The 16365-nt window shown below is 34.5% G+C and carries 15 protein-coding genes; 4 read left to right on the plus strand and 11 right to left on the minus strand.

Going from position 1 to position 16365, the window contains the following annotated elements; genetic code table 11:
• Window positions 1-419: 419 nt before the first annotated feature.
• The 5 genes from MHI47_RS14155 to MHI47_RS14175 all read right to left on the minus strand — a co-directional run bounded on the left by MHI47_RS14155 (window position 420) and on the right by MHI47_RS14175 (window position 7244).
• Window positions 420-1646, minus strand: coding sequence for an MFS transporter (locus tag MHI47_RS14155; protein ID WP_340831221.1), 1227 nt, complete (start codon window positions 1644-1646; stop codon window positions 420-422).
• Between the two features lie 35 nt (window positions 1647-1681).
• Complete coding sequence (locus MHI47_RS14160) at window positions 1682-2725, minus strand: ArsR/SmtB family transcription factor (protein WP_340831222.1); 1044 nt, start codon at window positions 2723-2725, stop codon at window positions 1682-1684.
• Between the two features lie 426 nt (window positions 2726-3151).
• The gene (locus MHI47_RS14165) at window positions 3152-3616 is read right to left on the minus strand and encodes a VanZ family protein (protein WP_340831223.1); all 465 of its coding nucleotides are present in this window, start codon (window positions 3614-3616) and stop codon (window positions 3152-3154) included.
• Window positions 3617-3833: 217 nt separating this feature from the next.
• The gene (locus MHI47_RS14170) at window positions 3834-4829 is read right to left on the minus strand and encodes a glutaminase (protein ID WP_340831224.1); all 996 of its coding nucleotides are present in this window, start codon (window positions 4827-4829) and stop codon (window positions 3834-3836) included.
• 483 nt (window positions 4830-5312) lie between these two features.
• On the minus strand, window positions 5313-7244 hold the full coding sequence (locus MHI47_RS14175; RefSeq protein WP_340831225.1) for a sigma-70 family RNA polymerase sigma factor: 1932 nt from the start codon (window positions 7242-7244) through the stop codon (window positions 5313-5315).
• A gap of 315 nt (window positions 7245-7559) precedes the next feature.
• Between MHI47_RS14175 and MHI47_RS14180 the strand changes: the two genes are divergently transcribed.
• Window positions 7560-7772, plus strand: a complete 213-nt coding sequence (locus MHI47_RS14180) for a hypothetical protein (RefSeq protein ID WP_340831227.1) — start codon at window positions 7560-7562, stop codon at window positions 7770-7772.
• 175 nt (window positions 7773-7947) lie between these two features.
• Window positions 7948-8421 carry a transposase gene (locus tag MHI47_RS14185; protein ID WP_340831228.1) on the plus strand — a complete coding sequence of 158 codons (474 nt, stop codon included), beginning with the start codon at window positions 7948-7950 and terminating at the stop codon, window positions 8419-8421.
• A 744-nt stretch (window positions 8422-9165) separates the two neighbouring features.
• Here the strand turns inward: MHI47_RS14185 and MHI47_RS14190 are convergent.
• The 5 genes from MHI47_RS14190 to MHI47_RS14210 form a co-directional block, all read right to left on the minus strand.
• The gene (locus tag MHI47_RS14190; protein WP_340832068.1) at window positions 9166-9954 is read right to left on the minus strand and encodes a lipid II flippase Amj family protein; all 789 of its coding nucleotides are present in this window, start codon (window positions 9952-9954) and stop codon (window positions 9166-9168) included.
• 259 nt (window positions 9955-10213) lie between these two features.
• The gene (locus MHI47_RS14195; protein ID WP_340831229.1) at window positions 10214-10519 is read right to left on the minus strand and encodes a hypothetical protein; all 306 of its coding nucleotides are present in this window, start codon (window positions 10517-10519) and stop codon (window positions 10214-10216) included.
• 140 nt (window positions 10520-10659) lie between these two features.
• Window positions 10660-11112 carry a GNAT family N-acetyltransferase gene (locus MHI47_RS14200; RefSeq protein ID WP_340831230.1) on the minus strand — a complete coding sequence of 151 codons (453 nt, stop codon included), beginning with the start codon at window positions 11110-11112 and terminating at the stop codon, window positions 10660-10662.
• 193 nt (window positions 11113-11305) lie between these two features.
• Window positions 11306-11743, minus strand: coding sequence for a VOC family protein (locus MHI47_RS14205; RefSeq protein WP_340831231.1), 438 nt, complete (start codon window positions 11741-11743; stop codon window positions 11306-11308).
• A gap of 242 nt (window positions 11744-11985) precedes the next feature.
• The gene (locus tag MHI47_RS14210; protein ID WP_340769849.1) at window positions 11986-12612 is read right to left on the minus strand and encodes a DUF4352 domain-containing protein; all 627 of its coding nucleotides are present in this window, start codon (window positions 12610-12612) and stop codon (window positions 11986-11988) included.
• Window positions 12613-12987: 375 nt separating this feature from the next.
• On the opposite strand from MHI47_RS14210, the gene MHI47_RS14215 reads away from it, so the two are divergent.
• Both MHI47_RS14215 and MHI47_RS14220 read left to right on the plus strand, forming a co-directional pair.
• Window positions 12988-13572 (plus strand): 2OG-Fe(II) oxygenase, encoded by a 585-nt coding sequence (locus tag MHI47_RS14215; protein ID WP_093537820.1) that lies wholly within the window; start codon window positions 12988-12990, stop codon window positions 13570-13572.
• 281 nt (window positions 13573-13853) lie between these two features.
• Complete coding sequence (locus MHI47_RS14220) at window positions 13854-14027, plus strand: hypothetical protein (protein ID WP_340831233.1); 174 nt, start codon at window positions 13854-13856, stop codon at window positions 14025-14027.
• A 53-nt stretch (window positions 14028-14080) separates the two neighbouring features.
• On the opposite strand, the gene MHI47_RS14225 is transcribed toward MHI47_RS14220, so the two are convergent.
• Window positions 14081-16177, minus strand: a complete 2097-nt coding sequence (locus MHI47_RS14225) for a HelD family protein (RefSeq protein WP_340831234.1) — start codon at window positions 16175-16177, stop codon at window positions 14081-14083.
• Window positions 16178-16365 lie beyond the last annotated feature (188 nt).

The following is a 16365-nucleotide window of genomic DNA, read 5'->3' on the forward strand; positions in this document are numbered from 1 at the left end:
CCTTAGTAGGTAAAAGATACAGGGGTTTTCTTATCTGTTAGTCAACTTTCCAAGTAAACGAGCATTATTGTTTTTCATCTTCTTGTTCTCATTATCCAATATAGCTATTCTTCTTTTTAAGGATTCCATTAATTTATCTTTCGAACTTTCACTGAACGTCTGTTTTTGTGTGATAACCTTAAATTTTGATTCTGTTAATTCTCTACTAATTCACTTGATGTTAAACAAAGAAGAAAAAGAATGTAAAACAACAGTGTTCACATACCTTCACACATGTTCTTTTTCTTGGCAATATCCAAATTTATTGCATTTCTTATTTCACTAAAGCACCCGTTAGTTTAAGTGAAAAATTTCACAAACTTGTTCGACTAATTAAAGTAGCTTGAATTTAAAGAACCCCCGATAATCCTAAAAATAAGTTAATTACCAAACTGTCCTTCACTTTCTACTTCCCCTAATTCCTTTCCAACTTTAACTTGCTTATTTAAATATAGATACCCAACCAATGATGTAATACAGATCACACTACCAATTACAAAATATAATGTCCGAATACTTAAAAATTGAACGGTTACTGTAGCAAATAATATACCTAATGGTAACATTGTTCGCATTATCAATAAGCGAACCGAGGTCACTTTTCCCATTAAATGATTTGGAATTGAACTTTGGATGAGTGTAATGTTGTAAATATTAAAAATAGCAATAGCCATACCTGCCATACATTCTGTCAAGACAGCAAGAAAATACCACGGTGTAATACCTAAAGAAATATATGTACATCCTCCAATGAATAACGCAGTAAAAAGAATGCCCATACCCTTAATCTTTACTAGCTTGGAATTAAGCAAGGCTCCTATTGTGTAACCAATTGGAAAAGCAGACATAAACAATCCATAAGCCGAATAAGGTTGGTTTAATATTGTAGTTATATAAGGTAAAGTTGTCACAATTGTTACGCCTACACCGAATTGGACAAAGCCGAAAAATATTCCCAGCCATACAATTAATTTATGTTTGAAATAGGAGTGAAGTCCTTCTTTAAACTCTACAATCCACGGTTTTCTAACAGCCATTTTTATATAATTTTCATTTATTTTTAACAAAGTAATAGCACTTAATGCAAATGCGATTGATATAATAACTAGTATCCACTCTATCTCTAAGACATCTACTAGGACACCAGATAAAAGGGGTCCCATAACCGCCATGACTTGTCGAACGGACTCTAACGATGCATTTGCTTGTGATAGTTTTTCTTTTTCAATAATCGTTGGTAAAATGGCTTGATTTGCGGGTGTGAAAATCGGCATAATTATTCCAACAATAATTTGAACGATATAAATAAAAGTTATCGTAAAGTTATCTTGAAAAAGAAATAAGACCAAGACAGATGCGAGCAACATTCGGATTAACTGACAACTAATCATTATCCATTTACGACTCCAACGATCAATATATGGTCCAATAAATAACTGCATAAAAAAAGATGGTATGTAGTAAATCAGCCATACCAACCCTAAAGCAGTGGGTGAGCCGGTTAATTCGTAAATTAAAATTGAATTACATGCAGTAAATAGAGCACCGCCTAATTCCGAAGTTGCACTACTCAGCCAAATAGAACGAAAGCTAGGATTATTTATCAATAGTAAGTCACCTTCCTTTTTGTCCTCTTTTTCAATTACTTTCTTAAATATAGGTTTAGTTCTTCATATAAAAATGCGACCGCGTTCCTTTTAAGTGAATACTTAGATTCAATGATTTCCACTAATTTAGCTGATCTCAGAATTTTGAGGTGATGATGAATTGTAGATTTACCAATGTTTAATTGAGTAGTAATGTCTTGTAAAGTACGGTCGTTTTCGTACAGTAATTTAACAATCCTCATTCGTACTTCATCTCCTAATGCCTTATGTTTAAGTACTAAAAAGTCATTTGGTGTGTATCTATTATTGGGTGTAATACTTTCATTCGCTACGGGATAATAAAATACTTTAGTGCCTTCAATATCTGCCTCTATATTCCAAGGACGATATATATATTGGGGTATTAAAAGAACATTGTTTACACTTGGTTCTGGCATATAAACAATTCCTCCAGTTGCCCATTCAACCAGTCTTTCAGAAGTCATTTTGTCGGACATTTGCTTTTTCATATCATAGTCAGTTTGTAGTATTGTCTTAAGTTCTTCTAGATCTTTATTAATAACAGCTTCATACCAACCTTTCATCACTACTATAAGGTGTTCTTTTAGAAAGCTGACATCTGTTGTACTAATGAATTCAATGTATCGTGGAAAAAAGGGATTGTTGCTTGTTAAGTATTTCATTTCCTCAATAGCCGCTTCCTCGCCTAATGCTGCTTTATTTCTTATGAGTTGAAATTTCATGCCAACAAAGGGTAAACAAATAAATTTAAAATCTGTATCTGGAATATCCATTATGTAGGAAGTAAACTCCAATAAATCGTTAAATCTTTTCTTATGTAGCAATTGAAGTAGGGCTTTCCAAGTATTGTTGCTTTCAACAAAGTTCAAATGCTCTAATAGTTCTTTTGATAAGGATTTTTTCAGGTCTTCCCAATAATCCTCTGGGTTATCTAAAGTTTTAATAAATGGGGTATTGGTTATTGCAGCTATCCCCAAAGCACACTCCCACAAAACTGAGTATTCTAGCTGAATTTGATAGGATTCTCTTTTCTTACTTGTAAGATTTAAAATATCCACTTTAACACCTCTTTAATATAATTTATATTCTTAATATTCATTCTATATTTATAGAACACAAAATTCAACAAGTATAGAATTAAATCCCTATTAAATTTAAAATACCCCATTCGTATTGAATGGGGTAATTAGCGTATGTTTGTAAATTTCTTATTGTTCCATCAAGTTACTGATAGGTAAACATTCAAATTATCTTAGGCTTCTCCGCTACTTCAAAAGGAATCTTCTATTTTACCAACATTCTGCATTCCTAAAAATTATCTTCATTGTTATGCTCAGAAACCTTAGCATATTAATTTATCTCTTATTGAACTAACCTGCTGCGTTTGTTTAAGTGTAACATTTCACATTGTACATAAAAATAGACCATCGAAAATGATGGTCTTGTTTAACTAAAGCACCAGTTAGATAAAAAAAATTTCAGTTCTATCTAAGCAGTTTCTGAACAACCTTCGCCTTCCAAATACCAAATCCTGTCAAAGCACCAAGCATATTAAGAATAAAATCATCAATATCAAAGCTACCTCTTCTTGTTACTACTTGAACTACTTCAATTACAACTAACAATATACTCATCGAAATTAGAAAAACACTTATCTTGTTTATCTTTCTTATGTAGTAAGGCAGGTAAATCCCAGCTGGCAAAAACATAAATAAGTTACCAAAGAGATTTTTAATAGGTATATCTATATTCATACTTCCGTCAAACAATGCCCTTATATATGTATTTATAGTTTTAAACGGTACAAAATTAGATGAGTTCTTTATATACTCTATCATTTTTAAATCAGACCATAAAAAACCTCTTGTGCCTAAGAATAATAGAACTATTAATGCGAATAAATACACCACGAAACTTATATTAAAAACAATCTTTGTTATTTTTTTCATTTCATCCCCCTACACTTGCTGTTCTTTATATTCTCTGTAATTTTGAAAAAACTTTAAGTAGTTTATTTGATATTATGTAAAATCCCTCCTAAAACAATTACTTTGACATCCTTCCAATAATACCTCCTTTTTCAAACTAAACTGCTACTTTAGTTCAAAAAGAAAGTGCTTTACTTCTTCTTGAAGTAAAGCACGAAGTTATCGATTAGCATAATAGTTAAAAAATATTAAAATCCCATTCTCTAGATATTTGCTGTAACAGCATAACACCTGCAACACTATTTCCAAACTCGTCAATGGCAGGACCATAAATCCCTATTCCACAGCCATCCATAAATGGGGAATCATCGGATCTACCTCGCGGAGGAATTGCTGCCAATATTCCTCCCGATACACCACTTTTTGCAGGAATACCTACAGATGCAGCAAATTTACCGGAAGCATTGTACATACCACATGTTACCATCAACGCTTTTGTTAATCTAGCCACTTCCTTAGAGAAGATTTGCTCCTTACGGATAGGATGATATCCGTCATTTGCAAGGACTAAGCCAATCATGGCTACATCTTCTGTAGTTACTTCAATTGAACATTGCTTTAAGTATACCTCTATAGCTTCTTCTACAGAACAATCTAAGAATCCCATCTCTTTTAAATAGTAAGCTAAAGCTCGATTTCGATGAGCCGTTTGCCACTCAGAAAGAAACACTTCCTCATTGATAGTTGGACGTCTCCCTACGATTCTTTCTATTAATAGGCATATAGATTCTACTTTTTCAACAGGATTTCGTCCACCTAGTAATGATGCAACAGTGATTGCTCCAGCATTTATCATCGGATTGAAAGGTCTTCCAGGTTTATGAACTTCTAGACGAATAATCGAGTTAAAAGCATCCCCGGTTGGTTCGACGTCCACCCTTTCTAACACATAAGAAATACCATAATCTATACATGCAGCTATAAAGCCAATTACCTTCGATATACTTTGTAAGGTAAAAGCGGTATCAAAATCACCTGTCTTTACCATCGTACCATTTGAACCAATGATACAAATACCTAGCTGTGAAGGATTCGCTCTTTCTAAAGCTGGTATATAGTTTGCACATTTCCCTAAGTTCGCATAAGGTCTGCTATCTTGTACCCATGTTTGTATTTTGTGGAAATGTTCATGATTATCAAATCTAATTTGTGTACTTTGCTGTCCAACTTCCATATCTTTTCTTCCTTTCGGTATCTAGTGCACAATAGTGGCTTAAATGGAATAGTAACTACATACATATATACCACAAAAAAACCAAGAAATCTAAATATATTTACTTTATAAAGGGAAGGTATAAATTCGATTTATAGAAATAGTAGTCGAAGACGAACTCTTTTTTTCATATTATAAGGGTGCTAATTTACTCTCCAGTTCTGTACTATTTAAAGCTATTGTTCAACCTCTAAATAAAACTCTTATTGAAGTAAAACTCGCATTAATTGAACAACATATTACCCGCCGAACCATGACCTGGTACGTGTGTTGTTATATCATGATTAAGCAAAATGCTTTCAGCTTTATTGACAGTATTTACATAGTCATTATAATTACTGAAATTGAAGGGAAATTTTATATCTGACGGATAGTCCCCTGAAAGATAAATCCCATGCCGACACCAATAAAACTGTACTACTCTTATGGCAAACTGCTTTAAGATTAGATTACACTATAAATAACCTCTCCATTTTCCGCATGAATCCCTTTTACAAATGCTCCGTCTGTTGTCTGAATACGATAAATGAGCCGCATCTCGTCCCCATCCTGCTCTGTTTCCCCATAGACCTTATCCCATTCAACATGTACTTTCAGATTTTTTAGTGGTAATAATTCTTTAATAGGCTTAATGGTTTTTGGCTCAAACTTTTCAATCTCTTCAATCGCTATATTCGGTGATGAAAACATCAAAATAGCACCTGTTATTTTACTTATATTCATGTGAAAAAATTCATTCCCAACAAAGTAGCCGTCCTTCTGAACAACAAATCGGAAAAAGGCACGTTTTTCCTCTATATCCTCTTCATCTTTCATCTCTACATATAAATAAGATACGAACTCTGAATAGTAGGTTTGAATAAACTGTATGGCAATTTGTAGGCATTCCTCTTCAGAAAGCTTTGCCTCTCCTTCACTTTTCGCAAACGAGATGAAGCTATCCAATTGTTTCGTCTGTTTATCCATCCTCGCTTTCATACGATGTTCAAACGTACGCCTCATGTAATGCTCGTATGATTTCCCCTCTTCATCCTGCCAAGATTTGGGACGCCAGTTTAACTCGTCAAATTCTTCATCCATACTTTCCTCTTCATATCGCTCCCATTCATCACTAATGCCCATTATTTCTTCAATTGTATCCTTTTTTGACAAGGCTTTTACTTTTGGGAACGGCATATAGCTTCGCTTTGGCTCATCGTCATCGTCAAATAAAGGTTTACCTGTCACTGCATCATACGCCTGCCTTAATAGCTCCGACTCATAAATTGCATATATACCTGACTCTGAAACGGAATCATATTGATCATTAAAGCTTTCCGCACTAAGCGACCATTCCCCCTTGTACAATGCATGTAAAATATGCTCTGGAGGATAAAGTTCTTTTGGCATTGTCGGTGGATTTTCCATATAGCCTGTATAGGTGAATTGAATAATTTCTCCAGGATCGGTTACTTCTATACGACAATAATAGCCATCTAGAGGCGATCCATCTACAACTTGCACATACTTAAAGCCTGTCGATGATTCCTTTTTTTGTTGTTCTACTAGTGTATAATTGGCAATTGCTTCTGGGTATTGCTCACGCAGTAGCTGCTGGGCTATTGCAAGCTTTTTCTCCTCTGTAATAGGTGACCCGTCTTTTGTGGGCGTTTTTGCAAAATCCTCGAGGCGTCCATTACTATCTAATCGAAGAAAAACCCCTTCATCCTTGCTTTGCCCTTTCCACATGAACGAAGAAATCCCATCCTCTAGGTAATTTTCAAGTTCGAGGTCATAGTATGTAGGCACATTTGCATATTGTTGTGCTAATTCGAATAACTGTTCCTTTAACATCCGTTTCACGTCCTTTGGTTGTAATGATTGCCGCATCGTTTGCTCTAGCTTTCCACGAAGCGCTTTCCTAGCACGATGCAGATGCATTTTGATTGTATTGGTCGGCTTCTCGAGCATTTCTGCAATTTCAACTACTTTAAAGTCATAGAAATAATGCAACACAATTGCCATTTGATAGTCTTTTTTAAGACTTGAAACCGCGTTATGTAATGCACTGTAATCCTCGCTATTTTCTTGAGAGAGTAACTGAAATTGTTCCAGCATTTCTACTTCTAAGAGCTTCATCCGTTCCTGTTTCTTCATCATATAAAAACTTTCACGTATTAATATTTTGTGCAACCACGTACTAAAATATTTCAGCTCCTTAAGTTGAGCTAGCGCACTAAACGCTTTTATAAAAGTTTCTTGCACAATATCTTCCGCATCCTGCTTATTTTTTACATAGGTAAATGCTTTAGCGAGTAATCTTGGCTTATATATCATTATTAAATGCTGAATCGATCCTTCATCCTTCGCAAGTGCTTGTAGTACATACTGTTCCATTGCATTCCCTCCTATTAACTTAGAGTGGGGATTTATCAAAAAGGTTTCATTTAGTAGAATATTTTTACCGCTCCTTAGTAAAACATGCCGTTGATTTCCGTTCGGAGGGTATAGGATACTATGGCTGGGAGAGGAAGGTCGATGAACTATGGTGCCATAGAGCCAATCCGTTAGTCTGACTCCAACGACCACGGTGCATCACAGACTGTTGCTCCCTTACGGGAAGCACTCATGGGAGATTAATCCTACTCTGGTTATTGCACCAGCCTCCAATACTATTTGCCGTAGAAAGGATGATTACTATGGAAGTAATCATTGAACGTGCTTGTGGGATGGATGTCCATAAGGATTCCATTACTACTTGTATTATTACGCCAAAAAGAGCGTGCGAGACAACATAATCGGATTCAAAAGGTACTAGAAGGAGTGAATATTAAACTTGGTTCCGTTGTCTCCGACATAATGGGTGTCTCGTCTCGGGACATGCTTCATGCCATCGCAAACGGTGTGGATGATCCTAAAAGCTAGCGAGCCTCGCTCGAAGAACAATGAAGAAGAAAAAGGATGAGCTTGAACTCGCTCTTTGCGGTTATATCAATGAAAAACCATTCTTACGCATATTGATTTTCTGATTGACCAGATTGAACTGTTAAATCTGGAGGTAGCCACTAGACTATCCTCTCACCAAGAAGATATCGAACGGTTGGATTCCATTCCTGGCATCGCCACTCGAATGGCCGAACAAATCTTAGCTGAAGTAGGGACCGATGTGGAGAAGCAATTTCCCAGTTCAGCGCACTTATGTTCCTGGGCAGGATTAGTACCTGGACATAATGAAAGTGCGGGCAAGAGGAAATCAACCAACATGAAAAAAGGAAACAAGTACTTGAAATCGGCGTTAATTGAAGCAGCGCATTCTGTTAGAGGATCCAAGACCTACTTGGGAGCCTTGTATAGGCGTACTGCATCAAGAAAGGGTAAAAAGCGTGCAGGTATATCAGTCGCCCATGCCATTTTAAGAATCAGCTATTATCTCCTAATTCGCAAAGAAATGTACGTAGACTTAGGGGAAGATTACTTTGACAAACAAAAAGAACAATCGATTGTACGATATTCTGTTCGAAGACTTGAAAACTTAGGTTACAACGTGACAATCACTGAACCAAATGCCTCCTAGTCCAACCCACAATTTAATTCACATTTAGGCGCCGCACTTTTTTAAAAAATTATTGAGCTGCGTCAGATTTCGTATTGCCTTTTTCTCTAAATCGAAGATTTTAATTTTCATGGGAGTTGAATAAAGACCTATTCTTCTACTGCACATTATGGTCGTACTGTATCGTAAAGTGTTGAATAACTTCAATACTCATTAGCCACACTTAATTAAAAAGGTCGTGTAACATGTTCATTAGTAGTTCAACAGCAACATACTTCACATTTGCAATCACTTTCCTTTGTTTAGGAGTATTTTCCCTCTGCATCTTACGACCAAATTTAAAATATAAAAACCTTGTATTAATCACTACAATAATGATAGTTTTTGCTTTTTGTTTACTTCTATATTTTAATTATGTCGCTGGTTAGTCAACACAACAAAACTCATTTCATCTTTATTTGAAGAGTGTTAATGTTGCCTAAATCAAGTTAAAACGGAGTGAAGTTCATGAATAATATATGGATTATTTTAGCGGTTATTATAGGATATTTCGTCTTTATTTACCTTGTTTTTATAAAGGAATACGATAAATAAGACCGCACATAATGTGTCAAATGCGACATAGAACCTCAACGTCTCTTCTTCAACTAAACTGCCGCTTAAGTTCAATAAGAAAAAGGCTTTACTCCTTCTTGAAGTAAAGCACCTCGTTAGTTTAAGTACATTATTTCACAATCTTCTTTTATTATTTCACACGATATTAATCTATATAAGGAATTGCGTAAACCAAGCGATATACTTTGCACCTGGAATGAATAAGACCTGTGCTAAAAGAGTTCCTAACAATCTTGATGTTACCATCATAATAGAGGCACTTTTTAATGTCACATAGTTCCCTTTTTTGTTGATTACATCATCCGCTAGGATTGAGATTTTAGGGTCAATAAATACAATTAATAAGATTGTAGCAATACCATTTATTAAACCGGATGCCATAACAGCCGTTGTTGCTCGTTCAGGTACAAGCAAAGCTGCATAAAGTGCAGATAAAACTCCAATTGTATAAATTGCTGTAATTAATATATTAATGCTAAATAATTTAATAGGTATATCTCGCCAACTCATATCTTTCAAATAAGTATATCTAGGTAGATGAATATGCTTTTTGGCACGTCTTAAATATGATAATGTAAATCCTTTTTTTACTAACGCTGGAATCGAACCTCGCTCTTCTGCTAAATGTATAATTGCCCTTGAAAAAACTGCAATAAATGTCGGTAACAAAAGTAAACCTATTATTGTGCCTAATGTTGCAGAACCAATTAGAATTCGATACTGACTCTCAACAAATCCTAAAGTATTTTCCTTTGGTGCATTATCAATCAAACTTCCCGTAAAAGGTTGTTGCATCATATTCGCTAGCCTCGAAACCATTACCATCACATTAAATAGCGAAAGTGCCGATGCTAATAATTTCACTCTTGCCCCTGATAAACGTACTGAGTAAGCTAAGGTTTCGATTGAATGAATTATTAAGGTAAATAATGCAATCATTACTAATTGCGTTGTAAAAAACTCCAAGGACATTACCTACTCCACTTTTATTTGTTTAAATAGCTTATCTTGTTTATATCTTCCATTACTTTATATAAACGAAATAGAATTAGAAATTGTTTCCAAAGTGTTTTATATAGGACAATACTAAATGACTAACTAATAAAATTTAAAACCTTATTGAACTAACCTGCTTCGTTAGTTCAATAAGAAAAAGAGTTACCTATGACAACCCCATGATTTTTTACTAAAGCACCCGTTAGTTGAAGAAGAAACTCAGTACTGGCGGTAAGAATAAGAGACTAATTGCAGTGAAAATAAGTATTTTAGAAATCAATTTCGGTAGTTTATCTCTATCTTTTCCTTTATTCCTTCCGCTAAATTGCAATTTATTTTTATATAGCACCAAAAACAGAATAAGAATAGAGACATAAGGCATTCCACCATATCTTTCATCAATATCAATGCCAATCTCTAAATATATACTTCCCCAAAGAATTACCCATATGATACTAACAAATACGAATATAACTAAAATTAGTGTTGACTCTAGAAAGATTTTCATTGCACTCTCCTAATTTATTTATATTTAATTAGTTTTACCCTTTATTTCACTAACCTGCGGCTTTAGTTCAATTAGAAAAAAGGCTTTACTCCTTCTTGAAGTAAAGCACCCGTTAGTTGAAAAATATTCACTTTTTTTACCTATAAATCTTGAGATAAACGAACCATATCTCTGCACTGGATACCGTTCTCAAAAATTTCTTCTGGATAATGCTTTATAAAAAAGTCCATATCAATACCAATTATTCTAAAACCACATTTTTGATAAAGAGCTAGTTGTCCTATGCTTGAATTGCCAGTTCCAATTTCAATTGTTTTGTAGCCTTTTTTCTTAGCCACCTCAATTGCATCCATTACCAATTGTTTTCCTATACCTCTACCATGTTGCTCTTCTACGACTGCAACATTTACCAGTTCAACTATCTCTGGTCTTGTTGGAAGTAATACATAAACTCCAACAATTTGCTGTTCGCTTTCAGCTACAAAACATTCGCCCCTATTGACATATTCTTCAACAATCTCTTGAGAAGGGTCAGCCAATAACAACAATTCTATTGGGAGTTTTTTACCTTTATTAAGTTTTCTAATATCCATTTTATTCTCCTTTATAAACCACTCTGATTTCATTGATTATATATCATCTTCTCTTAAGCTAAACTGCCACGTTAGTTCAATAAGAAAAAGAGTTACCTATGGCAACCCCATGATTTTTTACTAAAGCACCCGATAGTTTAAGAAGAAATCTTTAAAGTTGGAGAACTAAATCATTTAAAGTCCCAATCAATATTTATCTGATTTTCTCCGCTAACTCTAAAATAATTCCCTCTGGGCCACGAACGTAGCATAACTTATAGCTTTCTTCATATTGCTGTATCTCACTAAAGATTTCCGTGCCATTCTTTTTCAATCTTGCAACAATAGCTTCAATATCTTCAACAGCAAAGCAAATATGTCGTATACCCAGCGTATTTGCAAAAGGTTGCTGAATATCTTTTTCATCTGACGGCGTATAAAATTTAACTAGCTCTATCCATGTATCACCATCTGGCATCCCCAGTCCTACACATGCCGTTTTAACATTATTAAGCGCAACTATTCTGTCTAACTGTTCTCCATCCAATTCCCATTCCGCTTGCACTTGAAGTCCTAAATCAAGAAAAAAAGCTTTAGCCACTGAAAGATTATTTACGTTTATACTCACATGATCTACTCTATTGATCTTCATATCTCATACCTCCTATGTTCCTATTATTTTCAATACCTGTATTCGTGTAAGGGTTTGTTTGAAATTCTAATTCGCTTAAAACAGAAAATATCCTTCTTCAACTAAACTGCTGCGTTAGTTTAAGTGTAACACTTCACAAACTACGAAAAACCAACCCGCATCTTTAACATAGCCATTCCTTTTAATTAACGTATTAAAAAATGGTGCCTGAAGTTTCCTTCAAGCACCATCTTTTCTAAATATTATTTTGCTACTTTAATTGTTCCTTTTTCGGTTCCAAAGAAGCCAGTTGAAACTTGAACCATCAATTCAGGGTTGTTTATTACTTCATCCGTTACATCAAATGCAACAACACCATTAGCTGATAAATCAGGGTTAACTTGTTCTAGGAAGAAGTTAGTATCTTCATTAGCATAGATTGAAGCACTTCCATCAGCATCATATGTTTTTTCACCTGATAATAGTTTGAAGAATGATGTATCAGTTGTGATTGCTTCATTGCCCACGTTCTTAACAGTTACATCTAATAATAGATACGTTCCTTGTGCATTTGTTCCATATTCCCCACCTACATTTTTAGCAGTTGAAGTTGAATTAACTGTAAACTCTACATCTCCAACCTTTACAACTTCACCAATGCCGAACACTTTTTCTTCAGCTTTTTCTTTAGCAGGTGTAGCCTTTTCTGTTGAACCGGTAGCTGCTGATTCATTTTTTGGTGTTTCTTCCCCACCCAAGTTAGCAATAATTATTACCACGATTATCGCAAGAATCCAAAACCATACTTTTTTATAGAAAGGTTTTTTCAGTAATGCTTTCGCATCCTTCTTTGCTTGTTTCATTTCTTGTTTATTCATACCTGCTGCCATTCTGTTTCCTCCATAAAGTAAATTAATAAGTTTCATTTTTAATTGAAACACTATTGTTATATTATCATAACTTTTTCGTAATAAATGATGTAATAAATTCCAAAATTGATTAATGATATCTCTAAAAATATTTATAATTTTTGTATATTTGCGATATATAAAAATAGTATGATAAAATATATTGAAATTAATTCCAGAAAGGAGCATAAGTTAATTCCTTTTAATTCAAATATTTTAAGGAATAGTTAACCGTTAGCATTATATTCTCACATAATAACTTACTAGCTTTGAAAATTTAATAGTCTAAGAGGAGATTTGCACTTGATAACGGACAACAAAGAGCAAACTATATTCGATCACGTTGGCAACAAAATAATGACAGATAGAGAGATTGACATAGTCACTCGATTAGAGGAACCACTAATAGTGCTATTGGGTAATGTGTTAAGTAATGAAGAGTGCGAGGAACTAATCAGGTTGTCTAAGGACAAATTGAACCGTTCCAAAATTGGAGCGTCACGCGAAGTAAATGAACTGAGAACAAGTAGTAGTATGTTTTTCGAAGAAAGTGAAAATGAAATTGTTGCGAGAGTTGAAAAAAGAGTCTCCTCTATCATGAACATACCTATAGAACACGGAGAAGGCCTTCAAATACTCCAATATACACCCGGTCAAGAGTATAGAGCTCATAATGATTTCTTTTCATCCACTAGTAAAGCAGCAAACAATAATAGAATCAGTACACTTGTTATGTACTTAAATGATGTAGAAGAAGGTGGAGAAACTTACTTCCCTAAACTAAATTTTTCAGTAACACCCAAAAAAGGGATGGCCGTTTACTTCGAGTATTTTTATAATGACCAAAATATAAACGATTTAACTTTACATGGTGGAGCACCAGTTATAACAGGTGAGAAGTGGGTCGCAACCCAATGGATGAGAAAACAAAAAGTAAGATGAAATAGTGTTTCTTTAAATGAATAGCAGTTAAGGATTATTATTCCGACTATTTAAGCAAACTATTAAACAGTCTGAATAGTTATTCTTGTTGGAAATACCGTTCTAATTTAATAGTAACTATGATTTGATATAAATACCTTCTAATTCATCCTTTGAATTAGAAGGTTTTTAGTTGCAATAAAAATGTGAGACAAAGATTGATAAAATTTACGTTAAAGAAAAAGGGATTATTGCTCCTTACTCGAATGGTTACATAGGTGTTAAAAAGGAGGAAGTTTGAAATGATGAAAATAATTAAAGGTAAGTTTGATACTGCAAAAGTATTTACAGAAAATATTGATGACGTGACAATGGATCAGATTAAATCATTTTTAGATCAACAATTTGTAACAGGTGGACATGGTTTTAAAAAGTTACAGTTTCTCCAAGAAGTCCAACTACTCTCGCTAAAATAACGCAAAAAAGAGGCCCTCTAACATCTCTCAGAGTAATCCTCTTCCAACATCTATTATTTACTTTCATAAAATTCTTCTGGAATTCCTTGAATTAATGGTGATGCTTCACCAGAATAGAAAATACGTAAATCGTGGAGAGACCTCGTGCAGCCTACATATAATAATTTGGCATCATACTTTGAATCTTTATAGTGACTTGCATCCACATCGATAAGTAGCACTGCATCAAATTCCAATCCTTTAGCTAAATACACAGGAACTACTGAAATACCACCAGCGTATTTACTTTGATTTGCTTCAATGACGTTCGCATTAATCCCTGCAGTTAGTAACTTTTCATGTATCGAACGGCATTCAGCGTCTGTTCTACCTATTATCGCAATCGTCTTGAGATTTCCTTTCCCTAAATCTTGTAATACCTTCACGACTTCGTTAATTTGATCATCCGTAGCAATCACTTTCACTTTTTCACCACTACGAAAAACTGGTGTTGCAAGACCTACTGGAACTTCAGCATGCTTTATGACCTCATTTGCAAATTCGATAATTTCCTTTGTCGAACGATAGCTTCTCGTCAGTTCATAATAACCCGTTTCTTGAAACAATTCTTTAAAGTCATTCCAGTCCTCAATACCTTGATAATTATAAATTGCCTGAGACAAATCGCCCAAAATGGTAAAAGAATTTCCCAGTGTAATCTCTTTTAAAAGATAAATTTGAAATGGTGAAAAGTCTTGTGCTTCATCGATGACAACATGATGAAATTTTAGTTTGCCCTCTATTCCTATTAATTGGTGATGAATATAGAGGAGTGGTGCTAAATCTTCTACATTTACTTCTTTCTTTTGGCAATTCTTTTCTGTTTCTCGTACAAGCCCTTCTGGCAGTAGTTCTACTATTTCTTTTCGTTTCATCAAGGATGTATAAAACGATAAAGAGCTTATTTTCGGCCAGAACTTCATATATGCATTTAATCTTATATTAGCCTCTTTTTTCAGTAGCTTTTTCTCATTGGTTCCTTCGACCTTTTTAAGTTCTATCTCTATCCAACGCTTGATTCGTGCAACTAATCGTTCCCTGCGCTTTGTTAATGGATAATGCTTATATTCAACCAATAACCACTTCTTAATTTCCTCTACTGTTATCTCAGCTTGATCCCAAAGTTCGAGATTCGTTGTTGGCACTAGATTTTCTTCAAATTGAATGAGACTTCTTTCAATAAATGACTTAAACTTGATTGACCCCTTCAATTTATCGAGCATCACTTTATTATTGTCACGATTAATTGAAAAAGCTTCTTTCAACTTTTCTTCTGGTTGTTTTAATTTCACCGCATTATCTAAGAGTCGTAACGCCCACTCTGGAAAAGTAGTTTGTTTAATATTACCTACTCCCAGTTCAGGAAGTACACCAGAAATATAGTCTAAAAACAAACTGTTTGGTGCGAAAATGATCATTCTATCTGCTTGAAGCTGTTCACGATATTCATAGATTAAAAAAGCAAGGCGATGTAAAGCGACAGTTGTTTTTCCGCTCCCTGCAACCCCTTGGATCAATAACGGTATATTTTTCTCAGCTCGGATAATTTCATTTTGCTCAGATTGTATCGTTGAAACGATATCTTTTAATTTATTATCTTTATTTTCACCTAATCGGTATAACAGAAATTCGTCTGTCAGGGATACATCTTCACTACCTTTTATATACGTATCCACCACACGCTCTAGTTCTCTTTTACGAATGGCTATATTTCTTTTTAAATAGACTTCTCCTTCTACCAATCCATCAGGAGATTGATAAAAAGCCAGTTCTTCTCCACCATTGAAGGAATAAAACATACTCGCAACTGGTGCACGCCAATCAATCACTATTGGTTTCTTGGCTGCCTCATCCGAAACACCAACTTTCCCAATGTATAATGGATTTGGCTCTAAATGGCCATCCTCCCTAAAATCTAACCGACCAAAGTATGGCTCCTGTACACCAATTCGTAAGTTTTGCCGATTTAACTCCCTCATACTTTCAAGAACTTGCTCGGTATAGTTATCTCCATGATAAACTGGAATACTTTCTAGCTTGTGTATTCGGTCATCCAGTGTAGATAAAACTTCTTGCAAGCTCTTTAATTCCTCTTCATATATAGTGCTCATTATGATACTCCCCCCTAAACTTTCTAAAATTTCAGTCGAGTTATAATTGTATAAAATATGTATATACAAAGTCAATTGTTCCCTATTTAGAACTAACGTGGAAATTACAAAGTTTACGTTTGATTGATACTGAGTGAAACTAGGTAAAAGCCACTACATTGAAGAAGAATCCCTAGAGTCCCAAATGA

The sequence above is a fragment of the Psychrobacillus sp. FSL H8-0487 genome (genome assembly GCF_038008385.1).
GTDB lineage: Bacteria > Bacillota > Bacilli > Bacillales_A > Planococcaceae > Psychrobacillus > Psychrobacillus psychrotolerans.